Raw genomic sequence first — 26488 nt, 5'->3', positions numbered from 1 at the left:
CCGCCTGGCTACGTCTCCGGCCACAGGGCCCGCCGGGCCAGGGCGACCGCCCGGTGGTCCTGCTCCCTCCCGGTCCGGTCGAGCAGCCGCTCCCCCGCCGCCCGGCGCAGCGCGGACCAGACGGGGCGGACCCACTGCGTCACGTGCCGGCTGTCGACCCCGCCCGGCGCCGTCCGCAGGCCGCAGTCGGTGAGGATCCGGGCGATGGTGTCGCAGTGGCCGAACGATGGCCGGCCCTCCGCCGCGGTCAGCAGCGCGAAGAGGACCCCGGCCACCTCCACCCAGGTGTCGCGGTGGTGCAGCAGGCGCGCGGCGAGCGCGTCGGCATACTCCTCGTCCGTGGTGAGCCCGCGCGCCAGCTTCGTCCGCAGCAGGCGCCCCTTGGACTTCCGCAGCAGCCCCAGCTCCTGGCACGTGCTGCGCAGGTCCGCGACGGGCGCGGTCAGGTCCTCCCGGTTGCCCTTGCCGATCCAGTCCTCGTCGAGGCCCAGCTCACGGTAGGTCCGCTCGACGTAGGCCGGCTTCATCCAGCCGGCCGCCGTCAGCGGGATGCCGTCCTCGCCGGCGAGCTCGACGAGGAAGCGGTAGGGCCGGGCGATCTGCGCCAGGTCCTCCGCGCTCAGCTCGGCCGGGTGCTCGGTGCGGGCGCGCTCCACCAGCCGCCCGAGCTCGGCCACGGTCGGTGCGAGCGCGATGTCGAGCAGCGGCTCCAGCGCCGCCGGGAACTGCCCGGTGTCGCCCGGCTCGCCCGAGGCCCCCAGCTGCCGGAGGACCTCCTCGGTGGACAGCCCGACGAGCGAGAGCCGCTCGGCGACCTCGTCGGTGCTGAACTCCGTGGGGTCCCAGTCGGGCGGCAACCAGTCCCGGCGCTCCCGGTCGAGCGCGCGTAGCGAGGGGTCCTCCAGGTACGCCGCGACGAGCTCGTTGTGCCCCGGCACCCCGCCGCAGTCCTCCAGCGGGCCGGCCATCCGGCCGCCGGTGCAGACGGCCGTCGGGGAGTCCTCGTCGAGCGGGCCGACCGCCTCGAGCCTGACCGTGCAGGTCCAGTCGTCGCCGAAGTCGTAGGTGTAGAACAGCCGGTCCCCCGGCTCGCGCAGCAGCTGGTCGAGCTGCACCTCCGACTCGAGCACGCCCTCCTCGCCCTCGGACAGGTCGAACTCGGTGAGGAAGGACGGCCCCGTCCACACCCGCTTCTGCGGCCCCGGCCAGAACTTGTGCAGGTGGTAGTCCTGCCAGTCGAACGCCGCCTGCAGGATCTCGTGCACCTCGTCGAGCAGGAGGTCGCCGTGCAGCACCAGCCGCCGCCACACCGGGGGCTTGGCCCCGTCGACGTCGACGCGCACCGTGAGCGCGGACGGCTCGTCCGGCGGGTCGGGCAGCGGGGGCAGCTCGGGGGTATGCCGTTCCGGCCCGGGTGCGAAGGCCCCGAGACCGCCGCCGAGGATGCCCTGCAGCACCCCGTCCAGCTCGTCCTCGGACAGCCCCTGCACCCAGCGGCGGATCTCCTTGGTCCTGTCGTCACCCACGGGACGAGGGTAGACGCGTTTGACGACGGTGACCGATCGTGGTCGCGATGACGACCACAACTCGTCACCTCATCCGGGGTCGAAGTCGAACGGTTGTGGCAGCTCGCGCAGGACCCTACGGTGGGGAGCCATGACGACGAGCCCGGACCGTGACGACCTCTGGCGCGGGACGTCGGACACCTCGTCGGCCCTGCGTGCACGGGCAGGCAGCAGCCCGGCCGAGCGTCTCGCCTGGTTGGAGGAGAGCTTGCTCCTAACCGAGGCGTCCGGCGCGTTGGCCCTGGACCGCGCCCGACGCCAGGCCAGAGCCGACACCTGGGCGCGGGAGGCCGGCCTGATCCGCCGGGCCAGGGCCGAGTCCTCCCCCGACCGATGACGGACCCGTCGGCAGGCGAGACTGCTCCCATGGCCGAACACCCCAGGACCAGCACCCGGATCGTCCTCGCCTCCCGCCCCGACGGGGAACCGACCCCGGACAACTTCCGGGCCGAGGTCGCCGACCTCCCCGAGGTGGCCGACGGGCAGGTGCTGCTGCGCACCGTCTACCTCTCCCTCGACCCCTACATGCGGGGGCGCATGAGCACCGCGAAGTCCTACGCCGCGCACCTGGAGCTGGGCGACGTCATGGTCGGCGGGACGGTCGGGGAAGTGCTGGAGTCGAGGCACCCGGACCTCACCGAGGGCGACCACGTCCTGGCCGGCGCCGGGTGGCAGTCCCACGCCGTCGTCGACGGTGCCCACGTGCGCCGGCTGGACCCCTCGGCGGCCCCGGTGTCCACCGCCCTGGGCGTGCTGGGCATGCCCGGCTTCACCGCATACTCCGGGCTGCTGAAGATCGGCCGGCCCCAGCCGGGCGAGACCGTCGTCGTCGCCGCGGCGACCGGGCCGGTGGGCTCGGCCGTCGGGCAGATCGCCAAGCTCAAGGGCGCCAGGGCGGTCGGCATCGCCGGCGGGCCGGAGAAGTGCAGGGCGCTGCTGGAGGAGTTCGGCTTCGACGCCGCCGTCGACCACCGCGACCCGGACTTCGCGAGCAGGCTGGCCGAGGCGGTGCCGGACGGGATCGACGTCTACTTCGAGAACGTCGGGGGCCACGTCGCCGAGGCGGTGATGCCGCTGCTCAACCTCTACGCGCGGATCCCGGTGTGCGGCCTGGTGGCGCAGTACAACGGCGTCGAACTGGAGCGCAAGGACCGCCTGCCCGGCTTCTTCTCCCTGGTCCTGTCCAAGAGCCTCACCGTCCGGGGGTTCATCCAGAACGAGTTCGTGCCCCAGATGCATGACGACTTCCTCGCCGAGGCCTCGGCCTGGGTGCGGGACGGGAAGCTGCGCTACCGCGAGGACGTCGTCGACGGGCTGGAGAACGCCCCGGAGGCGTTCATCGGCATGCTCCAGGGCAGGAACTTCGGCAAGCTCCTCGTCCGGCTGTGAGTGCGACGTTCGGGCCGACCGCGTCGGACGGGGAACGTGACATGGAGCTGCTCGACCAGCTCGACGATCGCCGCAGCGTCCTGGGGGTCGACCGGCGGCGGGGCACCAGGGTGGTGGCCACCGCGCGACCGGGGACGGGTGGTGGATGTCATGATCGGCAGACCCACCGCCGCCGGAAGGAGAGTCGTATGGAGCACCGTCCCGTCCCCCGTCTGGACCGCGAGCTCAGCGTGATCGGCCTGGGCTGCTGGCAGCTCGGCGCCGACTGGGGAGAGGTGTCCGAGGTCAGCGCCCGGGCGATCCTCGAGGCCGCCGCCGACGCCGGGGTCACCTTCCTGGACACCGCCGACGTCTACGGCGACGGCCGGTCCGAGCGGCTGGTCGGCGGGTTCGTCCACGAGCGTGGCCGGGAGGACTTCGTGGTGGCCACGAAGATGGGGCGGCGCGCCGACCCGCACGAGGCCGACCAGTACACCCCCGACAACCTGCGGCGGTGGAACGACCGGTCCCGGGAGCTGCTGGGCGACGACGTCCTCGACCTCGTCCAGCTGCACTGCCCGCCCCCGGCGGTCTACCAGCGGGACGATCTGTTCGACACGTTGGACGAGATGGTCGCCGAGGGACGGATGCGGGCCTACGGCGTCTCCGTGGAGACCACCGCCGAGGCCCTGGCGGCCATCGCCCGGTCTCACGTGGCCACCGTGCAGATCATCCTCAACGTCTTCCGCCGGAAGCCGTTGGAGGAGGTCACCGCTGCCGCCGCCGAGGCCGGGGTCGGGATCATCGCCCGGGTTCCGCTGGCGTCCGGCCTGCTGACGGGCAAGTTCGACGAGACGTCGACCTTCGCCCCCGACGACCACCGGCAGTTCAACCGGCACGGGGAGGCCTTCCATGTCGGTGAGACGTTCGCCGGCGTGCCCTACGACGTCGGCGTCCGCGCCGCGCAGGAGTTCTCTGCGGTCCACGGACCCGCCGGCAGCACCCCGGCGCAGCGGGCGCTGCGCTGGATCATCGACCAGCCCGGCGTCACGACGACCATCCCTGGGGCCAGCTCGCCCGAGCAGGCCCGTGCCAACGCCGGCGCCGCGGCGCTTCCCGCGACGACACCGGAGGACGCGGCCGCCTACGAGCAGATCTACGACCGCCACGTGCGGGAGCACGTCCACCACCGCTGGTGATGGTCGGAAGCGTGACAGGGAGCACCCCATGACCGTCCACGGCACCGTGCTGACGCTCCGTGCTGGCGACTACGCGGCCGAGGTGGCCCAGGTGGGCGCGACCCTGCTCTCGCTCAGGCACCGCGGACACCACCTGGTCGACCCGGTGACCCCCGGCGAGCTGGACGACGCCTGGCACGGACGCACCCTGGTCCCCTGGCCCAACCGGGTCGTGGACGGGCGCTACGAGGTGGGCGGGACCGCATACCACCTGCCGGTGAACGAGCCGGAGACCGGAGCGGCCCTGCACGGCCTGGCCGCCTTCCAGCGGTGGGACCTGGTCGACCGCTCGCCGACGGGGGCGACCTGGGAGCTGGAGCTGCCGGCGTCCTACGGCTACCCGTTCCAGGTGCGGTGCACGACCGCCTACGATCTCGATGCCGACGGCGGTCTCTCGATCACGGTGTCCGGCACCAACACCGGCCCCGAACCCGCCCCGTTCGGCGCGTCCATCCACCCCTACCTCACCTGCGACGGCCGGCCGCTCGACGAGTGCCTGGTCACCCTGCCGGCCGCCTCGGTGCTGCTCACCGACGAACGGTCCTCCCCCACCGAGGTCGTGCCCGCCTCGCAGGTCGGGATCGAGACGACCGGCCCGACGCCCCTGCGCGGGGTCTCGGTCGACCACGCGTTCACCGGACTGCCGGGTACGTGGGCGGTCGAGCTCACCCACCCGGACTCCCCCGGCGTGCGGGTGGACAGCGACGCCCCGTGGGTGCAGCTCTACACCGGCGAGCGGATCGGCCGGGTCGCCGCGGGCGTGGAGCCAATGACCTGCCCCCCGGACGCCTTCAACCGCGACCCCGACGGCGTGCTGCTGGCGTCGGGCGCGAGCCGGACGCTGACGATGCGCATCAGCGCCCTCCCCTGAGCCGGACGTCGCGCATCCACGAGGTTGCCGCGGGACCGGTGCCACCGGGCGTCGCTCGCGTCCCACCGTCCTTCACCTGCAGCGGCATCCGGTTCTGACAGCGGGTTCCTCCCCGCTGCAGGAGCGGTTTCCCGCTGCATGTCGCGACGGAGGGGACGGGTCGGACCAGGCGATGGCCAGACGCGACCGACCGGACCAGGTCCCCCTCAGACCGGGACGCCCCAGCGTCGCTGCAGGTCCAGCCAGTCGCCCCACCGCCGGTAGAGCGCCGCGGCGTCCAGCTCCTCCTCGCGGTGCACCTTGCCCCAGTGCGGCCGCGCGGCGAACGGCACCAGCCGGCCCTCCAGCTCGGGCAGGACCGCGGCGACCCCGTCGGGGTCCAGGTGCCAGGTGAAGTGCAGGCCGACGACGTCGGTGCCGTACGCCCCGCTCAGCCAGAGCCCGTCCGCGGCGACCGTGCGGATCTCGCACACCTGCAGCACCGGCGCGAGCCTCGCGGCCATCCCCCGCAGGGCCTCGACCGCCGCCACGCCGTGCTCCCGCGGCACGAGCCACTCGCTCTGGATCTCCCGCCCGGCCGAGGGCACGTGGTCCAGGCGGAAGTGCGGCAGCCGGGTCCACCACGGCCCCGGCACACCGCCCTGCTCGGTGGCGGGTGCCGGATCCACCCCGGGTATGGGGTGCCGCGGCCCGTCCGCGGGCCGTCCGCCGAGGACCTCGGCCGGGTCGGGCCCGGCGGGCTGGTCGGTGCGGCGCTTGACCCACACCTGGTCCAGGACGTCGGGCGAGGTCCACCGGGTGAACAGCGACACGCTGTGCCCCAACGAGGTCACCGCGTCCAGGTCGGCGAGCACGCCGTCGAGCGGCACGTCGTCGACGACCGTCTGGGCGACCTCGAAGGTCGGCTCGAGCTCGAGCTCCAGCGCGGTGACCACGCCGAGCCGTCCGAGCGAGACGACCGCACCGGCAAGGTCGGGGTGGTCGGCGTCGAGCCGGCGCAGCCTCCGGCCCGGTCGACGACCTCCACGCCCGCACCTGGGTGGCCAGGGACCCGACCTTGTCCCCGGACCCGTGGGTGCCGGTGGCCACCGCACCGGCGACGGTGATGTGTCCCAGCGAGGCCAGGTTGGCCAGCGCCCAGCCGGCCCGGTCCAGGACGGGCGCGAGCTCGCCGTAGCGCACCGCCCCCTCGACCCGCACGACCCGCCGGTCGCCGTCGACCTGCACCGACCGGGGCAGCGACGCCGTCGAGACCTGCACACCCGGGGTGTCGGCCACCCGGCTGAAGGAGTGCCGCGAGCCCAGCGCCCGCGGCTCCTCCAGGGTCGGCATCAGCTCCTGCAGCTCGGCGACCGAGGCCGGCTCGACCAGACGCGCCGCGGCATACACGAGGTTGCCGCCCCAGTTCGTGCTCATCCGTCCATCCTCCCGTGCCCGACCCCCGCCCCGGCGCAGGCAGCACCGGGCCGGGCCCCCACCACCCGAGGAGAGGCCCGGCCCGCCACGACGCACGTGTCGTGGGTCAGTGATGTCAGCGGGTGCTGAAGGCCGCGTCGAACGCCGCCTCGGGCGGGGGGAAGGCATACCGGCGCACGAACTCCAGCGCCTCCGGGGCACCGACCAGACGGTCCATGCCCGCGTCCTCCCACTCCACCGACAGCGGACCCTCGTAGCCGATGGCGTTGAGCATCCTGAGGCGTCCTCCCAGGGCACGTCGCCGTGGCCGGTGGAGATGAAGTCCCAGCCGCGCCGCGGGTCGGCCCACGCCAGGTGGCTGGAGAGCCGGCCGTTGCGGCCGTTGCCGAGGCGCTTCTTGGTGTCCTTGCAGTGCACGTGGTAGATCCGGTCCTGGAAGTCCCAGAGGAAGCCGACCGGGTCGATGTCCTGCCAGACCATGTGGCTGGGGCCCCAGTTGAGCCCGAACACCTCCCGGTGGCCGATGGCCTCCAGGGTGCGCTTGGTGGTCCAGTAGTCGTAGGCGATCTCGCTGGGGTGCACCTCGTGGGCGAAGCGCACACCCTCCTCCTCGAAGACGTCGAGGATCGGGTTCCACCGGTCGGCGAAGTCCTGGTAGCCCGCCTCGACCAGGTCGGCGGACACGGGCGGGAACATCGCGACGTACTTCCAGATGGAGGACCCGGTGAACCCGGTGACGGTGCGGACCCCGAGCCGCTTGGCCAGGCGGGCGGTGTTCTTCATCTCCTCGGCGGCCCGCTCGCGCACCCCCTCGGGGTCGCCGTCGCCCCAGACCCGGTCGGGCAGGATGTCGCGGTGCCGCTGGTCGATCGGGTCGTCGCAGACGGCCTGGCCCTTGAGGTGGTTGGCGATGGTCCACACCTGCAGACCGTTCTTCTCCAGCGTCGCCAACTTGTCGGCGACGTAGTCGTCGTCGTCCCACCGCCACGGGTCGAGGTGGTCGCCCCAGCAGGCGATCTCGAGGCCGTCGTAGCCCCACTCGCCGGCGAGGCGGGCCACCTCCTCGAACGGCAGGTCGGCCCACTGGCCGGTGAACAGGGTGATCGGTCGGCTCATCGTGCAGCTCCTTCCAGGCTGGTGCCTCGGTGCTCGGGTATGTCGTGCCGGCGCCCCTCGTCCTCGTGCGAGCGCTCGACCGCGTCGAGCACTCTCTGGACGGCCAGGCCGTCGGCGAAGGACGGCCGCGGCTGCTCGCCGGCCGCCAGGGCGCGGACGAGGTCGGCGGCTGGTGGACGAACCCGTGCTCGTAGCCGAGTCCGTGGCCGGGGGGCCACCAGGCGGCGACGTAGGGGTGCTCGGGCTCGGTGACGAGGATGCGGGTGAAGCCCTGCTCGCCGGCCGGCGCGTCGGCGTCGTAGTGCTGCAGGACGTTCATCTCCTCGAAGTCGAAGGCCAGCGACCCGCGCGAGCCGTTGACCTCGATGCGCATGGCGTTCTTGCGGCCCCAGGCCATCCGGGTCGCCTCGAAGACGGCGGGGGCGCCGGACTCCAGGCGGGCGGTGAACAGGGCCACGTCGTCGACCGTCACCGGGCCGCGCTCCGTGCCGCCCACCCCGCTGAGGCCGGAGAAGCTCTCGGCGCGGGGGCGCTCTTCCAGCTGCTGCGCGACGGTGAGCCGCGCACCCGGGCCGACCTCGTCGCCGCCAGCGGGATGGCCCGCTCGACGGTCGCCGGCCGGATCGAGGAGCTGCTCGGCACCGGGCTCGTGGCCCCGACGGGCGAGGCCAGCTCCAGCGGGGGCCGGCCTGCGTCCACCTTCGTCTTCGACCCCTCGAGCCGCGTGGTGGTCGGGGTGGACCTGGGGGTCAGTCATGCGCACGTGGCCGTGACCGACCTGCGCAACCAGGTCCTGGCCGAGGTGCTGGAGGACCTGCAGATCGCCGACGGGCCGGAGGCCGTGCTGGGTCGGATCACCGCCATGGCCTGGGCCTGCTCGAGCGGGCGGGCCGGACGCTGGACGACGTCGCCGGCACCGGGATCGGCCTGCCGGGACCGGTCGAGTTCTCCTCCGGCCAACCGGTCAGCCCCCCGGTGATGCCCGGCTGGGACCGCTTCGACGTGCCCGGCTTCCTGGGCCGGACCCTGCCCGGGCCGGTCCTGGTCGACAACGACGTCAACATCATGGCCCTGGGCGAGCGCGCCGAGCTCTACCCGGACGTGAGCGACCTGGTCTTCGTCAAGGTCGCCTCCGGCATCGGGGCCGGCATCATCAGCGGAGGCGCGCTGCAGCGCGGCGCCCAGGCGCCGCCGGCGACCTGGGGCACGTGGCCGTGCCCGACGGCAACCAGACCCTGTGCTCCTGCGGCAACCGCGGCTGCCTCGAGGCGGTCGCCTCCGGCTCCGCCGTGGCCCGCCAGCTGCACGAGCACGACGCCGGGGTCCGGACCCAGGGCGACGTCGTCGCGCTCGTCCGCGCGGGCGACACGACCGCCATCCAGGCCGTCCGGGAGGCCGGCCGGGACATCGGCTCCGTCCTGGCCGGGGTCGTCTCCCTGCTCAACCCCTCCGTGCTCGTGGTCGGGGGCCGCCTGTCCGGCGTCGGGGAGCAGCTGCTCGCCGGGATCCGGGAGTCGGTCTACCGGCGGTCGCTGCCGCTGGGCACCCATCACCTGCGCATCGTCAGCTCGGTGTGCGGCATGCGCGCCGGCATCGTCGGCGCCTCGGTCCTGGTCACCGACACGCTGCTGTCGGTGGACGGGGTGGACGCCCTCGTGCGAAGCGCCGGCTGACCCTCACCGCCGCCCGCCCCGGTCGGCCAGCACCTCCCCCAGCCACCGGACCGACCGGACCCACTGCTCCTGGGCCCCGCCCTCGTGGTCGTTGAACGGGTAGACCTCCACCGTCGGCGGCTCGGGGATCGCGTTGGCCGCCGCGAAGACGGTCGACGGCGGGCAGGTCTGGTCCATCAGCGCCACCGAGACCATCGTCGGGGCCGTGATCCGGCGGGCCATGACCACCCCGTCGACGTAGGACAGCGTGCGGAAGACCTGCTCCCGCATGCCCCGGTGGACCGCCAGGTAGGCCGTGATCTCGGCGTACGGTGCGGCGTCGGTGATCGTCACCGCCCGCTCGAGGTGGCACAGGAAGGGCACGTCGGCGACGACGGCGGCCACCCGGTCGTGCAGGGCCCCGACGGCCAGGGCCATGCCGCCGCCCTGGCTGGTGCCGACGACCGCGACCCGGTCCGGGTCGACGTCGTCACGGGTCAGGACGTGGTCGACCGCCCGGACGGCGTCGGTGACGAGCCGCCGGTAGTAGTAGTCGTGCGGCGAGGAGATCCCCCGCGTCATCACGCCGGGGTAGGCCGGACCGGAGCCGTGCGGGTCCGGCGTGCCGCCCCCGCTGCCCCAGGTCGAGCCCTGACCACGGGTGTCCATGACTAGGTGGGCATACCCGGCGGCCGCCCACGCCAACCTCTCCTGGGGCAGACCACGCCCCCCGCCGTAACCGAGGAACTCCACCACGCAGGGCAACGGCCCATCCGAGGGCGGCGCCACGAACCAGGCCAGCACCGGCTCGCCGTCGAACCCCGGGAAGGTGACGTCCTCGACCCGCAGCGCCGTCACGGGCGTGTCCGCCGGGACGCACGTGACCTCTTCCTCTGCCTCTCCCCCGGCGGCCCGCGCCTGCGCCAGGGTGACGGCCCAGAACTCGTCGAAGTCCTCCGGCTCGGGCACCTCCGGGCGGTAGGTCCGCAGCTGCTCCAGCGGCAGGTCGGTGTGCACGCGTCTCCTCTCCGGACCGCCCGGGGGGCGGCCCCTCCTCAGACCGTCAGGAAGCCGGCCGGCCCGGCCACGACCCGGCTCAGGTGCAGCAGCGCCCCGCCGGTGGCGCCGGGGACGTCGTCGGCGTCCCGGACGACCTCCAGCGGCATGAAGGCGGCGGCCATGACCCGGGCCCGCAGCAGCTCGGTGACCCGGGGCGTGATCCGGTCGGCCAGGTCGCCGATCTCCCCGCCCAGCACAACCGTCGGTACGTCGAGCAGGTTGACCACGCCGGCCAGCACGACGCCGAGGGCGTCGGCCGCCAGGTCGATCGCCTCCGCCGCCGCCGCGTGGCCGCCGTCGGCCAGCCGGCCCAGCTCGGCCAGCGTCGTCCCGGGCGGCAGCCCGGCGCGACGTGTCATCGCCAGGCGTCCGGCATACCGCTCCAGGCAGCCGTCCGACCCGCACGGGCACGGGTCCCCGCCCGGCCGGAACGGCATGTGCCCGATCTCCCCTGCGAACCCGTGCAGCCCCGTCTGCACCCGCCAGTCGGTGACCACCGCGCCGCCGATCCCGATCTCCCCGGAGACGTAGACGAAGTGGCCCGAGCGCCCCCGCCGCCCCGGGGCGGGCTCGGCGAACGCGTGCGCCGCGAGGTTGGCCTCGTTGGCCAGGCCCAGGGGTATGCCGTCGAGCAGGGCCCGCAGGTCCGGCCCGGGGTCGAGGTCGCGCCAGCCGAGGTTGGGCGCGTGCAGCAGACGCTCCCCGGCGGCGTCCACGACGCCGGGCAGGGCGAGCCCGGCGCCGAGCACGCGGCCACCGGTGGGCACGGCCTCCAGCACCTCGGCGAGGTGGTCCGCCAGCAGGGCCAGCCCGGCGGCCGGCTCGGACCCCACGAGGTCGGGCTCGGAGCGCGACTCGGCGACCACCCGTCCCCGCAGGTCGAGGAGCCTGGCCGCCACGTGCGCGGCGTTGACCTGCAGCCCGACCGCGCACACCCGGGAGGACGGCAGCAGCGGCGTCGCCGGGCGCCCCGGCCCGGCCAGCAGGGCGGTGCCCTCCTCGACGAGACCGCCGGCGACCAGCTCGTCGACGAGGCGCGAGACGGTCGAGCGGGTCAGCCCGGTCCCGGCCGCCACCCCGGCCCGCGACAGCGGCTCCTCGGCGGCGCAGACCGAGCGCAGCACGACCCCGAGGTTGGCCTCGCGCAGCGTCGACTGGTGGGCCAGGGCCGGCGGGACCTCCACGGGGACCGGGTGCATGACGGTCAGCCTACGCACCTCGACCCCCTTGCGCGGGCGCGTGTCCCGGGATAGTTTCTTGCCGATAGTTTTACGACGCAACCAACGACGGAGGCGCCTCGTGGCCGCTGGACCACCCTTCCCGCTGCACTCCCCCGCACCGGACGCCACGATGGCGCACCGGAGGGGCACCGTGACGGTGGAGGTGAGGGACCCCGCCGGGCGTCCGCTGCCGGGCACGGAGGTGGTCCTGGAGCAGGTCGACCACGCCGTCGGCCTCGGCTGCGCCGCCTTCGAGCTCCTCCCGCCCGACCCGGCGGCGCAGGCAGGGTCCGGCGCCTGGCGGTCGGGCGAGGAGCGCGAGCGGATGGCGGCCCAGTGGCTGGAGCTGTTCAACACGGCGACCTTGCCGTTCTACTGGGGTCAGTTCGAGCCGACCGAGGGTCGCCCGGACACCGGGCGGCTGCAGGAGGGGGCCCGCTGGTTCCGGGACCGCGGGGTCCGGGTGAAGGGGCACCCGCTGGTCTGGCACACCCTGGCGCCCCGGTGGCTGCTGGGTCGCGACCTCGCGGAGGTCGAGCGCCTGCTGCGGGGGCGGATCACCCGGGAGGTGACCGACCTGGCCGGGCTGGTCGACATCTGGGACGCGATCAACGAGGTCGTCATCATGCCGGTGTTCACCGCCGAGGAGAACGCGATCACCCCGCTCGCCCGCCACCTGGGGCGCGTCGGCATGGTCCGCCTGGCGTTCGAGACCGCCCGGGCCGCGAACCCCTCGGCCACCCTGCTGCTCAACGACTTCGACATGTCGACCGCCTACGACACCCTCGTCGAGGGCGTCCTCGAGGCGGGCGTCCAGGTCGACGCCCTCGGCCTGCAGAGCCACATGCACCAGGGCTGGTGGGGCACGGAGAGGACCCTGGAGGTGCTCGAGCGGTTCTCCCGCTACGGCCTGCCGCTGCACCTGACCGAGACCACGCTGGTCTCCGGCGACCTCATGCCGGAGCACGTCGTCGACCTCAACGACCACGTCGTCGAGCCCGGCGGCTGGCCGAGCACGCCCGAGGGCGAGGCCCGCCAGGCCGAGGAGCTCGAGCAGCACTACCGGACCGTCCTGTCCCACCCGTCGGTGGAGTCGATCACCTGGTGGGGCCTGTGGGACCGCGGCGCCTGGCTGCACGCGCCCGCCGGGCTGGTGCGTCCCGACGGCTCGCCCAAGCCCGCCTACGACACGCTCCGCCGCCTCGTCAAGGACGAGTGGTGGCTCTCCCCCACCACCGCCCGCACGGACGAGCACGGCCGGGTCCCCCTCTCGGGCTGGCACGGGCGGTATGCCGTGCGCCTCCCCCGGGGGGATGAGTCGGCCACCGTCGACCTGGCGCCCGGGACCGACCACGTCGTCGCCGAGCTGCACCCCCGTCCCGGCTGAGGCGCGCACCCGCCGGCGGCACCGCATACCCCGACTCGCACCACCCACCACCACCCGAAGGAGAGCACAGTGCGACACCTGACCCGTTCCGTCGTCGTGGCCGCGGCCACGACCGCCCTGGCGGCCGCAGCGGCCGTGCCCGCCGCGACCGCGGCCCCGCCGGACCACGCCCAGGGGCACCAGGACACGCTGCGCCGGCAGGCGCCGAAGGACCTGCAGATCGGCAGCGCCGTCTGGGGCCAGCGCGACCTCATCGGCTACGACCGGAAGAACCTGACGGACCACCAGCGGGTGCTGGCGCGCGAGTTCGGCTCCATCACGCCCGAGAACGACATGAAGTGGGCCGAGGTCCACCCCGAGCCGGACGTCTACGACTTCAGCGGGGCCGACGCGCTCATGGAGTTCGCCCGCGCCAACAACCAGGAGGTGCGCGGGCACACGCTGCTGTGGCACAGCCAGAACCCGGAGTGGGTGAACGAGGCGGCCGCGGACTGGTCCTGCGAGGAGGCCCGCGACGTCCTCGAGGACCACGTGCGCACCGTCGTCGGTCGCTACGCCGGCGAGATCTACGAGTGGGACGTGGCCAACGAGATCATCCAGGACGACTGGGACGCCGGGGGCGTGCGGCTGCGCACCGAGGCCAACCCGTTCCTGGCCGCCTGCGCGGACGACCCGGTCGCGCTCATCGGGGACACCTTCCGGTGGGCGCACGAGACGGACCCGCAGGCCCGGCTGTTCCTCAACGACTACAACGCCGAGGGGATCAACGCCAAGACCGATGCCTACTACGCGCTGGCCCAGGAGCTGCTGGCCGACGGCGTGCCGCTGCACGGCTTCGGGGCCCAGGGCCACCTGAGCCTGCAGTACGGCTTCGACACCTCGATCCAGGCCAACTTCGAGCGGTTCGCCGCCCTGGGGCTGGACGTCGCCGTCACTGAGGCCGACGTCCGCGTCCCGATCGAGGAGGGCTGGGACGGGCCGACCCCGGAGCAGGTCGACCTGCACGCCGAGCGGCACGACGCGATGCTCGAGGCCTGCCTGGCGGTGCCCTCGTGCACCTCGTTCACGGTCTGGGGCTTCCCGGACGCGAACTCGTGGGTGCCGGACGTCTTCCCGGGTGAGGAGTGGGCCACGATCTTCACCGACGACTACACGCCCAAGCCCGCGTACCACGCGATGCTCGAGTCGCTGCGCGAGGCGACCCCCGGTGTCTCGCCGCGCACCCCGCGCGGGCGCTGAGAGAGCCGTGGACCGCCCCGGCGTGGCGGGACCTGCCTGCGCGGGTCCCGCCACGGCGGAGGCCGATAATGGCGTCATGGTGACCAACGGCCGGGTCCGCATGGAGGACGTCGCACGGGCGGCCGGGGTCTCGGTGGCGACCGTCTCCAAGGTGGTCAACGGCCGCTACGGTGTCGCCGCCGCCACGACCGCCCGGGTCCACGGGGTCATCGCCGAGCTCGGCTACGAGACCAGCCTGGGGGCCCGCAGCCTGCGCAGCTCGCGCACCGGGATCCTGGGGGTGCTGGTGGCCGAGTTCGAGCCGTTCAGCACCGAGCTGCTCAAGGGCGTCTCGGACGCCATGGCGGACACCGGCTACGAGCTGCTCGCCTTCGCCGGCGCCACCCACGGGGAGACGGTCGGCTGGGAGCGGCGGTCGCTGCGGCGCTTGGGCGGGACCCTGCTGGACGGGGCGATCATCGTCACCCCCACGGTCATCGAGCCGGGCAGCGCGGTGCCGGTCGTCGCGATCGACCCGCACACCGGCAGCAGCGACGTGCCCACCGTCGACTCGGACAACGTGGGCGGTGCCCGGTCCGCCGTGCAGCACCTCATCGACCTGGGGCACACCCGGATCGGCATGATCCGCGGCCGGGAGGACCTGGAGTCGGCCCGGCTGCGCGAGCAGGGGTTCCGGCAGGCGATGGCGGCCGCGGGGCTGGAGGTCGACGAGACCCTGCTGGCCACCGGGTCCTACCGCGCCGACTCGGCCGTCGCCCCGGCCCGGCTGCTCCTGGACCGCCGCGACCGGCCGAGCGCGGTCTTCGCCGCCAACGACCTCATGGCGATCCGGACCATCGAGGTCGCCGGGTCCCTCGGGCTGCGCGTGCCGCAGGACCTGTCGGTCGTCGGCTTCGACAACGTGCCGGAGTCCGCGCTGACGGAGCCGCCGCTGACCACCGTCGCCCAGCCGCTGCGCGAGATGGGTCGCACCGCCCTGGACATGCTGCTGACGATGATGGCCGCGCGGCAGCCCGAGCAGGTGCACGCCCGCCTGCAGACCCGGCTGGTCGAGCGTGCCTCGACCGCCGCCCCCTGACCGAGGAGAGCCCCCGCCGTGAGTCCTGACCCGTGCTGAGCGCCCGCGCCACGATCCACCCTGCGTTCGTCGTCGCGTCGGTCAACCGCCGGCTCTTCGGCTCCTTCGTCGAGCACATGGGCCGGTGCGTCTACACCGGCCTCCACGAGCCGGACCACCCGAGCGCCGACGACGACGGCTTCCGCGGGGACGTGCTCGACCTGGTGCGCGAGCTCGGGGTGACCACGGTCCGCTACCCCGGTGGCAACTTCGTGTCCGGCTACCGCTGGGAGGACGGCGTCGGCCCGGTGCAGGACCGGCCCACGCGGCTCGACCCGGCCTGGCGGTCGGTCGAGACGAACGCGTTCGGGCTGAACGAGTTCATCCGGTGGGCGCGGAAGGCGGGCGTCGAGCCGATGATGGCGGTGAACCTCGGCACCCGCGGCCTCCAGGAGGCGGTCGACCTGCTCGAGTACGCCAACCACCCCGGGGGCAGCACCCTGTCGGACCTGCGCGTCGCGCACGGGGCGCCGGAGCCGCACGACATCCGGATCTGGTGCCTGGGCAACGAGATGGACGGTCCCTGGCAGCTGGGCCACAAGACGGCCACGGAGTACGGCCGTCTCGCCGCCGAGACCGCCCGCGCCATGCGCCAGCTCGACCCCGACCTCGAGCTCGTCGCCTGCGGGTCCTCCGGCCGGGACATGCCCACCTTCGGTGCGTGGGAGGCCACCGTCCTGGAGCACACCTACGACCTGGTCACGCACGTCTCGGCGCACGCCTACTACCAGCTCCGGGACGGCGACCACGCCAGCTTCCTGGCGTCGGCGGTCGACATGGACCGCTTCATCGACCAGGTCGTGGCCACCGCCGACCACCTCGGCGCCCGGCTGGGCTCGGACCGGCGGATCGACGTCTCGTTCGACGAGTGGAACGTCTGGTACCTCGACGAGCTGCAGGCCGCGGAGGCCGACCGGCCGCGGGACTGGCAGGTCGCGCCGCGGATCAGCGAGGACGACTACACCGTGCTGGACGCGGTCGTCGTCGGCTCTCTCCTGGTCACGCTGCTGCGGCACGCCGACCGCGTCACCGCGGCCTCCCAGGCCCAGCTGGTCAACACCATCGCCCCGATCCGGACCGAGCCGGGCGGGCCGGCCTGGCGGCAGGCGACCTTCCACCCGTTCGCGCTGACGGCCAGGAACGCCGTCGGCACCGTCCTGGACCTGCGGCTGGCCGCCCCGACGACGGTCACCGGTCGCTACGGCGAGGTGCCCGTCGTCGACGCGGCCGCGACCCACGACGAGGACGGGAACCGGCTGGTGCTCTTCGTGGTCAACCGGCACCCGTCCGAGCCGGTGTCCTTCACCACCGACCTGAGCGGGTGGGACGGCGCCAGCCTGGTGGAGGCCGTCGTGCTGGCCGACGACGACCTCACCGCGGCCAACACCCGGGACCGACCCGACCGGGTCGTCCCCCGCCGCCACCCGTCCGCGGCCGTCGCCGACGGAGAGCTGGTCGCCGCGCTGCCCCCGGCGTCGTGGAGCATGGTCGTCCTCGCCGTGGGGCCCGGTGCCGCCGACCACGGAGCGGCCGGCTGAGGTCCGCCCCGCGGAACCGCCCTACAGGCCGGGGTCGACCGTCGTCCGCCGCGGGTCGCGCAGCCCGACCTCGTGGACCTCGCCGGTGAGCGTCACGGTCCGCAGCAGGCGCCGGTCGGCGACCGAGTCGCCCACCCACACCTCGAGCTCGCCCGGCTCGACGACCCGGCGGCCGTCCCGGCCGGTGAAGGACAGCCGGGCGGGCGGCACCCGCAGCGTGAGCGTGCTGGTCTCCCCCGCCTCCAGGGACACCCGGGCGTAGCGACGAGCTGGGCCACCGGCCGGGTCACCGAGGCGACCAGGTCGCGGACGTAGACCTGGACCACGTCGCCGCCGGCACGCTCGCCGGTGTTCCCGACCCGCACCGTCACCTCGACGTCGTCGGCCGTCGAACCCGCCCGGACATCGAGGTCGGAGAGCTCGAAGGAGGTGTAGGACAGCCCGTGGCCGAACGGCAGGGCCGGCCGGCTGGAGAGGTTGGTGACGTCGCTGTCCCCGCCGAGGGCAGGGTGCAGGTAGGTGTAGGGCTGGCTGCCGGCCGAACGGGGGATGCTCACCGGCAGGTGGCCCGAGGGGTTGACCCGGCCGGAGAGCACGCCGGCCACGGCACCGGCCCCCTCCTCGCCGGGGAAGAAGGCCTGCACGACGGCCGCGCAGGACTCCAGCGCCCAGTCGACGGCGTAGGGCCGGCCGGTGACGAGCACGAGCACGACGGGGGTGCCGGTCGCCAGCACGGCCTCGACGAGCCGACGCTGCACGCCGGGCAGCTCGAGGTCGTCGCGGTCGCAGCCCTCGCCCGACGTGGCCCGACCGAAGAGCCCCGAGCTGTCGCCGGCGACGACGACGGCCACCTCCGCGTCGCGGGCCGCGGCCACCGCCTCGTCGACGCCGGAGACGTCCTCGGACTCGACGTCGCAGCCCCAGGTGTAGGTCAGCTCGGCGTCGGGCCACTCGACCCCCAGCGCCTCCCGCACGGTGGGGGCGAGGATGCCGGGCTCGGTCCCCGGGTGCTGCGGGATGACGTGGTTGACGAAGGAGTAGCACCCGAACAGTGCCGCGAGCCGGTCGGCGTTCGGACCGATCACCGCGACCCGGCCCGGGGTCGCCAGCGGCAGCGTCCCGTCGTTGGACAGCAGCACGACCGACTCCTCGGCCAGCTGCCGGGCCACCGCCCGGTGGTCCGGGCCGTCGAGCTCGACCTGGGCCGGCGGCTCGTCCTCGAAGGTGGCGCCGAGCAGGCCGAGCTCGGCCTTCTGCTCCAGGGCCCGGGTGCAGGCCCGGTCCACGAGCGACTCGTCGACCGCGCCGGAACGCACCGCCTCGGCCATCGGCGCCAGGTAGGCGTCGCCGGTGGGCAGCTCGACGTCCACGCCCGCAAGCAGCGCCTGGCCGGCGGCCTCGCCGAGGTCGGCGGCGACGTGGTGCAGCAGGTGCAGGAAGGCGACCCCGAAGTAGTCGGCCACCACGGTCCCGTCGAAGCCCCACCGGTCGCGCAGGACGCCGGTGAGCAGGTCGGGGTTCGCGGCCACGGGGACACCGTCGATCTCGGTGTAGGAGTGCATGACCGACCGGACGCCGCCCTCGACGACCGCCATCTCGAAGGGCACCATGAGCACGTCGGCCAGCTCGCGCGGGCCGGCGTGCACGGGGGCGAAGTTGCGGCCCGCCTGCGAGGCCGAGTAGCCGACGAAGTGCTTGAGGGTGGCGTGCACGCCCTCGGACTGGAGCCCCTCGACATACCCGGTGCCGATGGTGGCCACGAGGTAGGGGTCCTCGGAGATGGCCTCCTCGACCCGGCCCCACCGGGGGTCGCGGACGACGTCGAGCACGGGCGCGAGGCCCTGGTGCACGCCCAGCTGCCGCATCGACCGGCCGACCAGGGCGGCCGTCCGCCGGACGAGGTCGGGGTCGAAGGTGGCCCCCCACGCCAGCGGCGTGGGGAAGGTGGCCGCCGTCCAGGCCGAGAGCCCGGTCAGGCACTCCTCGTGGACCAGGGCGGGTATGCCGTGGCGCGAGCTGGCCACGACCCACCGCTGGAAGTCCCACAGCCACCGGGCCCGCTCGACGGGGTCCACCGGCCGGGTGCCGTAGACCCGGGTCAGGTGCCCCAGGCCGCGCGCGGCCACGTCGTAGAGGCCCTGCGGCTCGGCGAACGCCCCTTGGAGGGGCGCGACCGCGTCGCCGTCCCCCTTGTCCCAGAAGCCCACGATCTGGGCCAGCTTCTCCTCCAGGGTCATCGAGGCGACGATCCCGGGGACGTCGGTGGGGTCCTCCGGGACCGGGGCGGTGCTGGACGGTGCGGCGGTCTGGGACATGGGACAGGCCTCTCTGGGGCGAGGGGGCGGACGGGACGGGCAGGGGTGGGTTCGGGCTGGTCAGCCCTTGACCGCGCCCTGCAGACCGCTGACGATCCGCTTCTGCATGGCGAGGAAGAAGATGAGCGCGGGGATCATCGCCAGGGTGGTGAAGGCGAACACGCCGGCGGTGTCGGAGCTGTACTGCGAGGAGAAGTCGGCCACGCCGAGGGGCAGGGTCTTCATGTCCCCGCGCAGCAGCAGCAGCGGCAGCAGGTAGGCGTTCCAGGAGCCGACGAAGGCGAGCACGCCGACGGTGATCGCGCCGGGGGCCGACAGCGGGAGCAGGATGCGCCAGAAGAACTGCAGGCGGTTGGCGCCGTCGATGAGGGCGGCCTCCTCCATCTCCCGCGGGATGGCCATGAGGAAGGGGCGCAGGATGACGATCGTCATCGGCAGCGCGAAGGCGGCCTGGGGCAGGGCCACGCCCCACCAGGTGTTGCCGATGCCCAGGTCCCGGGTGACCAGGATGAACAGCGGGATGATCGCCACGGTGGCCGGGAAGAGCAGGCCCACGACGAAGACCATGAACAACGGCTCGCGCCAGCGGAACTGGTAGCGGGCCAGCGGGTAGGCCGCCATCAGGCCGAAGACCACGGTGACGACGGTGGTGATGACGGCGACCGCGACCGAGTTGACCGCGTAGGTCCAGAACGAGCTCTCGGTGATCACCCGCCGGTAGTTGTCCGCGACCCAGGGGTCGGGCAGACCGGCGGGGTCGGAGGCCAGCTGGGCGTTCGTGCGGAAGCCGCCGAGCACGGCATACAGGACCGGGCCCAGGGTGAGCGCGACGACGAGCAGGGCCACGAGGTAGACGAGCACGCCGCCCTCGCTGCGGCCGCTGCCCTGGCGCGGGGCGCGGGTCCGGGTGGCGGTGGTCATCGGACCCCCCTGGGGACGTCGGCGTCGGCGGTGTCCCGCCGCAGGACGAAGCGCTGGTAGAGCACGGCCATGACGAGGGCGATGACGAACAGCACCACCGAGGCGGCCGCGGCGATGCCGTAGTTCTGCCGCTTGGTGCCCTCGTTGACCAGGAAGGTGGCCATGGTCGTGGTGGCGTTGGCCGGGCCGCCGCCCGTGAGGATCCAGACCATGTCGAACAGCTGCAGCGAGCCGATCATCGACAGGAACATCCACATGCGGATCGTCGGTCCCAGCAGCGGGATGGTGACCCGCCACTGCGTCTGCCACCAGGAGGCGCCGTCGATCTGGGCGGCCTCGGTCAGCTCGTGCGGCACGCCCTGCAGGCCCGCGAGGAAGAGCAGCACGGCCAGGCCGACGTACTTCCAGGTGAGCACGACGATGAGCGTGGGCATCGCCAGCTCGGGGGTGCCGAGGAAGCCCTGGTAGGGCCCTTCGAGGCCCACGGTGCCCAGGATCCCCTCGACGACGCCCCGCCCCGGCTGCAGCAGCTGGAACCAGACGACGCCGGCGATGACCTCTGAGAGGACGTAGGGGACGAAGATGATCGTGCGCAGCATCCCCTGCCCCCGCATGCGCCGGTTGAGCAGCAGGGCGATCGCCAGCCCGAGGGGCAGCTGGACCAGTATCGAGGCCACCACGATGAGCAGGTTGTGACCCACCGCGGCGACGAAGACCTCGTCGGCCAGGACCCGGACGTAGTTCTGCAGGCCGACGAAGTCGACGAGCGGGCCGAAGCCGTTCCAGTCGAAGGCCGAGAACTGAACGGCCCGCAGGATCGGCCACACCACGAAGAGGGCGAACAGCAGCAGGGCCGGCGCCGTGAAGGCGACGATCTCGGCGGCCATGCGCCAGTCGCGGCCGCGGGCGCCGGCCGGCCGCGCGGAGCGGCCGGCCGGCGGGTCCGTGGTGCCCCTGGGGGCGACGGGGAGGACGGTCATCGTTTAACGGGCGCTCAGCCCTCGGCGTCCGCCGCGGCCTGGGTGTCGTCGACGATGTCCTGCGGGGTGGCCTGGCCGGCGAACATCAGCGCGATCGCGTCGTTCATCGCGCCACCGACGGACTGCCCGAAGGCCGTGTCGAAGTAGAGCTGGACGTAGGGGGCGCTGTCACGCACCTCGAGCAGCTGGGCCAGGGCCGGGTCGGCCACCGCGTCGGTGACGTTGGGGTTGGTCGGCAGGCCCATGTCGCGCTCGGCGAAGCCGCGCTGGACCTCGTCGGAGAGCATGTACTTCACGAAGTCGACGGCCTCCTCGGGTGCGTCGGCGGCCACGCCCCAGGCGTCGCCGCCACCCAGCTGGGCCTCGGGGTCGCCCTCGCCGCCCTCGACCTCCGGGAAGGGGAACCAGCCGAGCTTGTCGCCCAGGCCCTCGCCGTCCTCGGTGAGGCCGGCCATGACGCCCGGCTCCCAGTGGCCCTGCATCTCCATGGCCACCTGCTCGGTCGCCAGCAGGCCGGAGGCGCTGGTCGGACCGGACTGGGCAGGGGTGGAGAGGAAGCCGCGGTTGAACGGCTCGGCGGCGACGAGCTGCTCGACCTCCTCGCCGGCCCGGATGAAGCACTCGTCCGAGAAGTCGAGCGACTGCACGGCGTCGGTGAGGACCTCCTCGGAGCAGTGCCGCAGGGAGAACTGGTACCAGTAGTGCGCCGCCGGCCACTTGTCGCCCGCACCGACGGAGATGGGCTCCATCCCGGCCGCCTTGAGCTGGTCGATGGCGTCGTACATCTCCTCCCAGGTGGACGGCGGCTCGGTGATCCCGGCCTGCTCGAACATCTCGGTGTTGTACCAGAAGCCGACGACGCCGACGGAGAACGGCAGCGCGTAGACCTTGTCGTCGACGGTCCAGCCCTGGACCGTCCCGCCCAGCAGCTCGATCTCCTCGGCGGCCGCGTCGGTGAGGTCCTTGGTGAGGCCGGCCTCGACGTGGTCGGCCAGCTCCCCGCCTCCTCGTTCCATGTAGACGTCGGGGGCGTCCCCGGCCTGGAAGGCGGCGTCGAGCTGGGTCAGCATGTCCTCGTGCTGCATGGCCTCCATCTGGACGGTGCGCCCGGGTTGGCCTCCTCGAAGTCGGCCGCGACCTGCTCGTAGTACTCCAGCCCCTCCCCGGTGTTGGAGTTGTGCCACCAGCTGATGGTGACGTCCTCCCCGGCGGCGCTGCCGCCCCCGTCGGTCGATCCGCCCTCGTCGGTGCCGCCGCCTCCGGCGTCGCCGGTGTCGCCGCCGCAGGCCGCCAGGGCCAGAACGAGGCTGCCCGAGGCCATCAGGCTCAGTGCACGGGTGGTCTTCATGGTGTTGCTCCTCGGCGTTGAGTGAGATCCGTAGTCCTGAATCTGCCAGTTAGTTGCGCCGCGTGTCAATCGTTGTCGATAACGATTTCGTCGCGACGGTGCGGGGCTTGCACGAGACGTCGGGGGCGGATAGTTTTGACGCACAACCAATCAAGGAGGATCCCGTGCCCACGTCCCGCTCCCCCATCCCGTTCACCTTCGGCCTCTGGACCGTCGGCTGGGCGGCCCAGGACCCCTTCGGCGACGCCACCCGGGCCCCCATCGACCCGGTCGAGTCGGTGCACCGGTTGGCCGAGCTGGGCGCCTCCGGGGTGACCTTCCACGACGACGACCTCGTCGCCCCCGGCTCGGACGCCGCGGAACGGGACCGCACGATCCAGCGCTTCCGCGCCGCGCTGGAGGAGACCGGGCTCACCGTCCCGATGGTGACGACCAACACCTTCACCCACCCTGTCTTCAAGGACGGCGCGCTGACCAGCAACGACCGGGACGTGCGCCGGCTGGCGCTGCGCAAGGTGCTGCGCCAGGTCGAGCTCGGCGCCGAGCTGGGGGCCGCCACGTTCGTCATGTGGGGCGGACGCGAGGGCACGGAGTACGACGGCGCCAAGGACCACAAGGCCGCCCTCGACCGCTACGCCGAGGGTCTGGACACCGTGGCCGGTTTCATCAAGGAACGCGGCCACGGCATGCGGATCGCGCTGGAGCCCAAGCCCAACGAGCCCCGCGGCAACATCCTGCTGCCCACCGTCGGGCACGCCCTGGGCTTCATCGCCACCCTCGAGCACGGCGACATCGTCGGCCTGAACCCCGAGGTCGGCCACGAGCAGATGGCCGGGCTCAACTTCACCGCCGGGATCGCCCAGGCGCTCTGGCAGGGCAAGCTGTTCCACATCGACCTCAACGGTCAGCACGGGCCGATGTTCGACCAGGACCTCGTCTTCGGCCACGGCGACCTGATGTCGGCCTTCTTCACCGTCGACCTGCTCGAGAACGGCTTCCCCAATGGCGGCCCCCGCTACGAGGGCCCGCGCCACTTCGACTACAAGCCGTCCCGGACCGAGGACCTCGAGGGCGTGTGGGCCTCGGCCGCGGCCAACATGGAGACCTACACCCTGCTGGCCGAGCGGGCCCGGGCCTTCCGCGCCGACCCCGAGGTGCAGGAGGCGATGCGCGCCTCCGGGATCGAGGAGCTGGCGGTGCCGACGCTGTCCGAGGGCGAGAGCGCGACGGCCCTGCTGGAGACCGACGGCGACCTGGGCCTGGAGATCGCCGAGGAGTCCGAGCGGCTGGCTCCCCGCGGCTACGGCCACGTCCGCCTCAACCAGCTGGCCCTGCGCCACCTGCTGGGCGCCGCCTGACCATGACGCTCGTCGCCGGCATCGACTCCTCCACCCAGTCCTGCAAGGTCGTCGTCCGCGACGCCGCCGGCGGGGAGCCGGTCCGCTCCGGCCGGGCCGGCCACCCCGAGGGCACCGAGGTCGACCCGGCCGCCTGGGACGAGGCGCTCACGAGGGCGGTCGAGGAGGCCGGCGGGCTCGACGACGTCGCCGCCGTGTCGGTGGCCGGCCAGCAGCACGGGATGGTCGTCCTCGACGAGGACGGCCGGGTCATCCGGCCTGCGCTGCTGTGGAACGACACCCGCTCGGCCCCCCAGGCCGCACGGCTCGTCCAGGAGCGGGGCGCCCGATGGTGGGCCCGGGCCACCGGCTCGGTGCCGGTCGCCTCCTACACCGTCACCAAGCTGGCCTGGCTGGCCGAGCACGAACCCGAGGCGGCCGCCCGGGTGGCCGCGGTCGCGCTGCCCCACGACTGGCTCACCTGGCGGTTGCGCGGGACGGGCCGGCTGGAGGACCTGGTCACCGACCGGTCCGACGCGTCCGGCACCGGCTACTGGAGCCCGTCCGCAGGCGACTACCTGCCCGAGGTGGTGCGCGCGGTGCTCGGTCACGACGTCCTCCTCCCCCGGGTCCTGGGACCCGCCGAGGCGGGGGGCGAGGGATCGGGCCTCGCGGACGGCATACCCCTGGGTCCGGGGGCGGGCGACAACGCCGCGGCCGCCCTGGGGCTGGGCGCCGCTCCCGGCGACGTGGTCCTGTCTGTCGGCACCTCGGGGGTCGTCTCCGCGGTCACCGACGACCCGACCAGCGACGAGCAGGGGCTCATCAGCGGCTTCGCCGACGCCACCGGCCGGTTCCTGCCCCTGGCGGCCACCCTCAACGGCGCCCGGGTCCTCGACGCGGCCGCCGGATGACCGGGACCGACCTGCCGGCGCTGGACCGGCTGGCGGCGGAGGCGCCCCTCGGCGCCGACGGCCTGGTGCTGGTCCCCTACCTCGAGGGCGAGCGGACGCCCAACCTGCCGGACGCGACCGGGTCGTTGCACGGGCTGACGCTGCGCACGGCCACGCAGGCCCACCTGGCCCGGGCGGCCGTGGAGTCGATCGCCTGCCTCCTCGCCGACGCGGTGGACGCCATCCGTGCCCAGGGCGTGGAGACGCGCCGGTTCCTGCTCGTCGGCGGCGCGGCCCGCTCGCTCTCGCTGCGGCAGGCCCTCGCGGACGTGCTGGCGGCACCCGTCCTCGTGCCCGAGCCCGACGAGTACGTGGCCAACGGCGCGGCCCGGCAGGCGGCCTGGGTGGTCGCCGGCGGCGCCGAACCGCCGGACTGGCCGCTGTCCGGGCTCATGGCCGTCGAGCCGGCCGCCGACGGCGCCCCGGTGCGAGCACGGTATGCCGAGGCGCGTGGCCACGTGCTGGAACAGGTGGGTTGAACCTCCCCCCGCCTCACTCCCCCCGCGGGTCCCCCACGGAGGCCAGGAACAGCGGCCACCCGGTCTCCCCGTCGGCGATCCGCACGAGGTAGGGCCGGTCGACGGTCAGTTCCACGGGGGGCTCGGCCGCGGCCGACTCGTCGAACCCGATCTCGGTGACGGCGGCGGCGACCGTACCCTCCTCGTCGACGGCGAGCACGGCCTGCTGCACGGCCTGGCTGATGAACAGCTCCTGCTCGCTCATCCCGCCGAAGCCGCCCTCCAGCGACGAGGGCGCCCGCTCACGCAGCCAGGGGGTCAGGTCGAGCTCGGACTCCACGTCGGCCACCGGCATCCGTAGGATCACCAGCCGCTGCTCCCCCGTGTCGAGCTCCCCCAGGATCTCGGCGAGCAGCTCCGGCGTCAGGTCGGCAGGCGCGGTCCCCTGCGGCGGCAGCACGACCTCGGCCGCCAGCCGTCCGCCGGTGTAAGGCAGCCGCACCGCCTGCCACCCCTCCACCTCGGCGTAGGCCGTCGGGCGCTCCCGCCCGGGGTCCATCATCTCCACCTCGACCTCGTCCCCCGAGGCGAGGGTGAAGGTATGCGGCGCCGTCAGCGCCGCGGGGAAGGGCTCCTCCCAGCGGGCGGCCAGCAGGATCGCGTCCTGCAGGACCAGGCGCAGGTCGGGCTGCGGCACGATCGCCGACTCGGGCACCAGGCCCCCGGTGTGCTCGTCGACCCACGCGTCGAGCACGGCCTTGCCCTCGTCCCCGCTCAGGTCGGTGGTGACCGCGGGCGCGCCGTAGGAGCGGGCCAGGGCGTCGACGAACGGCTGCCGGACCGCGAGCCCCTCGTCGAGCACGAGCCGGTCGGCCCGGTGCACCACCGGCGTCCCGGGCAGCTCATCCTCCTGCACCACCGACGGGTCGCCGTCCAGGTCCGACAGGGCGGTGGTCAGCGCGTTGACCGCGTCGGTGCGCTCCGGCCCCTCCGCGCCGAGCACCTCCTCCAGCTCGGCCAGCGTCCGCCCCTGCGCCCCCTCGGCCGCCATCGACAGGGCCACCTGCAGACTGGCCGGCGAGGTGACCGTGGTCTCCTCCCCCGCACCGGCGAGCAGCTCCAGGCCGACCACGTCCGCCGCCGCCACGACGTCCCCCAGCGCAGTCGCGTCGTCGGGGTCCACGGTGACGCGCACCTCGTCGCTGCCGAGCGGCATACCCTCCGGTCCCGTCCCGTCCCCGCAGGCCACCAGGGCCAGGCTCGCCGTCAGGGCGAGCGCCCACCACCGTCCGGGAGCCGTGCTGCGCCGTCGCATGCCGTTGAGACTATGCCCGTGCCACCGCGGTTCCGCCACGGCCCAGAACCCTGCGGCGCCGGGCACGCGGGCGCT

General features: G+C 73.8%; 18 protein-coding genes and 6 pseudogenes. 11 read left to right on the top strand and 13 right to left on the bottom strand.

Annotation, left to right across the window (positions count from 1 at the left end):
- Positions 1-8: 8 nt before the first annotated feature.
- A complete protein-coding gene (locus tag BJF81_RS12215; RefSeq protein WP_075958567.1) occupies positions 9-1526 on the bottom strand; it encodes a plasmid pRiA4b ORF-3 family protein in 1518 nt (505 codons plus the stop codon).
- Positions 1527-1931: 405 nt separating this feature from the next.
- Between BJF81_RS12215 and BJF81_RS12205 the strand changes: the two genes are divergently transcribed.
- From BJF81_RS12205 to BJF81_RS12195, 3 genes are all read left to right on the top strand, one after another.
- Positions 1932-2954, top strand: a complete 1023-nt coding sequence (locus tag BJF81_RS12205; protein WP_075958565.1) for an NADP-dependent oxidoreductase — start codon at positions 1932-1934, stop codon at positions 2952-2954.
- 188 nt (positions 2955-3142) lie between these two features.
- Positions 3143-4132, top strand: a complete 990-nt coding sequence (locus tag BJF81_RS12200) for an aldo/keto reductase (protein WP_075958564.1) — start codon at positions 3143-3145, stop codon at positions 4130-4132.
- Positions 4133-4160: 28 nt separating this feature from the next.
- A complete protein-coding gene (locus tag BJF81_RS12195; protein ID WP_075958563.1) occupies positions 4161-5042 on the top strand; it encodes an aldose-1-epimerase in 882 nt (293 codons plus the stop codon).
- Between the two features lie 206 nt (positions 5043-5248).
- Here BJF81_RS12195 and BJF81_RS19810 read toward each other — a convergent pair whose 3' ends face one another.
- The 4 genes and pseudogenes from BJF81_RS19810 to BJF81_RS19800 form a co-directional block, all read right to left on the bottom strand.
- On the bottom strand, positions 5249-5977 hold the full coding sequence (locus BJF81_RS19810) for a D-arabinono-1,4-lactone oxidase (RefSeq protein ID WP_237770227.1): 729 nt from the start codon (positions 5975-5977) through the stop codon (positions 5249-5251).
- Positions 5978-6122: 145 nt separating this feature from the next.
- Positions 6123-6374: pseudogene (locus BJF81_RS19805) on the bottom strand (FAD-binding protein); the annotation flags it as partial.
- Between the two features lie 199 nt (positions 6375-6573).
- Positions 6574-7574 (bottom strand): annotated as a pseudogene (locus tag BJF81_RS12185) (sugar phosphate isomerase/epimerase family protein).
- Positions 7571-8115 (bottom strand): annotated as a pseudogene (locus BJF81_RS19800) (Gfo/Idh/MocA family protein); the annotation flags it as partial. The pseudogenes BJF81_RS12185 and BJF81_RS19800, both read right to left, overlap by 4 nt.
- A 54-nt stretch (positions 8116-8169) precedes the next feature.
- On the opposite strand from BJF81_RS19800, the gene BJF81_RS21590 reads away from it, so the two are divergent.
- Complete coding sequence (locus tag BJF81_RS21590) at positions 8170-8553, top strand: hypothetical protein (protein WP_446740561.1); 384 nt, start codon at positions 8170-8172, stop codon at positions 8551-8553.
- Positions 8442-9247 (top strand): annotated as a pseudogene (locus BJF81_RS12175) (ROK family protein). The gene BJF81_RS21590 and the pseudogene BJF81_RS12175 overlap by 112 nt, the downstream one beginning before the upstream one ends.
- Before the next feature lie 3 nt (positions 9248-9250).
- Here BJF81_RS12175 and BJF81_RS12170 read toward each other — a convergent pair.
- Together BJF81_RS12170 and BJF81_RS12165 are read right to left on the bottom strand one after the other, a co-directional pair.
- On the bottom strand, positions 9251-10243 hold the full coding sequence (locus tag BJF81_RS12170) for an acetylxylan esterase (protein WP_075958562.1): 993 nt from the start codon (positions 10241-10243) through the stop codon (positions 9251-9253).
- 38 nt (positions 10244-10281) lie between these two features.
- Positions 10282-11484, bottom strand: a complete 1203-nt coding sequence (locus BJF81_RS12165; protein WP_075958561.1) for an ROK family transcriptional regulator — start codon at positions 11482-11484, stop codon at positions 10282-10284.
- 151 nt (positions 11485-11635) lie between these two features.
- On the opposite strand from BJF81_RS12165, the gene BJF81_RS12160 reads away from it, so the two are divergent.
- The 4 genes from BJF81_RS12160 (at position 11636) to arfA (ending at position 16786) form a co-directional block, all read left to right on the top strand.
- Positions 11636-12892, top strand: coding sequence for an endo-1,4-beta-xylanase (locus tag BJF81_RS12160; RefSeq protein ID WP_075958675.1), 1257 nt, complete (start codon positions 11636-11638; stop codon positions 12890-12892).
- A gap of 69 nt (positions 12893-12961) precedes the next feature.
- The gene (locus BJF81_RS12155) at positions 12962-14131 is read left to right on the top strand and encodes an endo-1,4-beta-xylanase (protein ID WP_075958560.1); all 1170 of its coding nucleotides are present in this window, start codon (positions 12962-12964) and stop codon (positions 14129-14131) included.
- Positions 14132-14207: 76 nt separating this feature from the next.
- Positions 14208-15209 carry a LacI family DNA-binding transcriptional regulator gene (locus BJF81_RS12150; protein WP_075958559.1) on the top strand — a complete coding sequence of 334 codons (1002 nt, stop codon included), beginning with the start codon at positions 14208-14210 and terminating at the stop codon, positions 15207-15209.
- A gap of 32 nt (positions 15210-15241) precedes the next feature.
- Positions 15242-16786 (top strand): arabinosylfuranosidase ArfA, encoded by a 1545-nt coding sequence (gene arfA / locus BJF81_RS12145; protein ID WP_075958558.1) that lies wholly within the window; start codon positions 15242-15244, stop codon positions 16784-16786.
- A 21-nt stretch (positions 16787-16807) separates the two neighbouring features.
- Here the strand turns inward: arfA and BJF81_RS12140 are convergent.
- The 5 genes and pseudogenes from BJF81_RS12140 to BJF81_RS21115 all read right to left on the bottom strand — a co-directional run bounded on the left by BJF81_RS12140 (position 16808) and on the right by BJF81_RS21115 (position 22350).
- Positions 16808-19101 (bottom strand): annotated as a pseudogene (locus BJF81_RS12140) (beta-xylosidase/alpha-l-arabinosidase).
- A gap of 60 nt (positions 19102-19161) precedes the next feature.
- On the bottom strand, positions 19162-20022 hold the full coding sequence (locus BJF81_RS12135; protein WP_075958557.1) for a carbohydrate ABC transporter permease: 861 nt from the start codon (positions 20020-20022) through the stop codon (positions 19162-19164).
- Entirely contained in the window at positions 20019-21002 is a 984-nt protein-coding gene (locus tag BJF81_RS12130; protein WP_075958556.1) for a carbohydrate ABC transporter permease, read from the bottom strand. The genes BJF81_RS12135 and BJF81_RS12130 overlap by 4 nt, the downstream gene beginning before the upstream one ends.
- A 14-nt stretch (positions 21003-21016) precedes the next feature.
- A complete protein-coding gene (locus BJF81_RS12125) occupies positions 21017-22087 on the bottom strand; it encodes an extracellular solute-binding protein (protein WP_342447140.1) in 1071 nt (356 codons plus the stop codon).
- Positions 22066-22350, bottom strand: a complete 285-nt coding sequence (locus tag BJF81_RS21115) for a hypothetical protein (protein WP_342447139.1) — start codon at positions 22348-22350, stop codon at positions 22066-22068. Before BJF81_RS21115 ends, BJF81_RS12125 begins: the two co-directional genes overlap by 22 nt.
- 149 nt (positions 22351-22499) lie before the next feature.
- Between BJF81_RS21115 and xylA the strand changes: the two genes are divergently transcribed.
- Together xylA and xylB are read left to right on the top strand one after the other, a co-directional pair.
- Positions 22500-23708, top strand: coding sequence for a xylose isomerase (gene xylA / locus BJF81_RS12120; RefSeq protein WP_446740560.1), 1209 nt, complete (start codon positions 22500-22502; stop codon positions 23706-23708).
- Positions 23709-23710: 2 nt separating this feature from the next.
- Positions 23711-25119 (top strand): annotated as a pseudogene (xylB, locus tag BJF81_RS12115) (xylulokinase).
- Positions 25120-25132: 13 nt separating this feature from the next.
- Here the strand turns inward: xylB and BJF81_RS12110 are convergent.
- The gene (locus BJF81_RS12110) at positions 25133-26413 is read right to left on the bottom strand and encodes a serpin family protein (RefSeq protein ID WP_202817483.1); all 1281 of its coding nucleotides are present in this window, start codon (positions 26411-26413) and stop codon (positions 25133-25135) included.
- Positions 26414-26488 lie beyond the last annotated feature (75 nt).

It is taken from the genome of Ornithinimicrobium sp. CNJ-824 (assembly GCF_001942405.1).
Lineage (GTDB): Bacteria > Actinomycetota > Actinomycetes > Actinomycetales > Dermatophilaceae > Ornithinicoccus > Ornithinicoccus kibberensis.
The sequence above is the reverse complement of the archived record's forward strand: the minus strand, read 5'-3'. Positions and strand labels throughout refer to the sequence as shown.

Coding starts and splice junctions, on each gene's coding strand:
- BJF81_RS12205 (WP_075958565.1), top strand. CDS start 1,932: ATGGCCGAACACCCCAGGACCAGCACCCGGATCGTCCTCGCCTCCCGC.
- BJF81_RS12200 (WP_075958564.1), top strand. CDS start 3,143: ATGGAGCACCGTCCCGTCCCCCGTCTGGACCGCGAGCTCAGCGTGATC.
- BJF81_RS12195 (WP_075958563.1), top strand. CDS start 4,161: ATGACCGTCCACGGCACCGTGCTGACGCTCCGTGCTGGCGACTACGCG.
- BJF81_RS21590 (WP_446740561.1), top strand. CDS start 8,170: ATGGCCCGCTCGACGGTCGCCGGCCGGATCGAGGAGCTGCTCGGCACC.
- BJF81_RS12165 (WP_075958561.1), bottom strand. CDS start 11,484: ATGCACCCGGTCCCCGTGGAGGTCCCGCCGGCCCTGGCCCACCAGTCG.
- BJF81_RS12160 (WP_075958675.1), top strand. CDS start 11,636: ATGGCGCACCGGAGGGGCACCGTGACGGTGGAGGTGAGGGACCCCGCC.
- BJF81_RS12150 (WP_075958559.1), top strand. CDS start 14,208: ATGGTGACCAACGGCCGGGTCCGCATGGAGGACGTCGCACGGGCGGCC.
- BJF81_RS12135 (WP_075958557.1), bottom strand. CDS start 20,022: ATGACCACCGCCACCCGGACCCGCGCCCCGCGCCAGGGCAGCGGCCGC.
- BJF81_RS12130 (WP_075958556.1), bottom strand. CDS start 21,002: ATGACCGTCCTCCCCGTCGCCCCCAGGGGCACCACGGACCCGCCGGCC.
- BJF81_RS12125 (WP_342447140.1), bottom strand. CDS start 22,087: ATGCAGCACGAGGACATGCTGACCCAGCTCGACGCCGCCTTCCAGGCC.
- BJF81_RS21115 (WP_342447139.1), bottom strand. CDS start 22,350: ATGAAGACCACCCGTGCACTGAGCCTGATGGCCTCGGGCAGCCTCGTT.
- BJF81_RS12110 (WP_202817483.1), bottom strand. CDS start 26,413: ATGCGACGGCGCAGCACGGCTCCCGGACGGTGGTGGGCGCTCGCCCTG.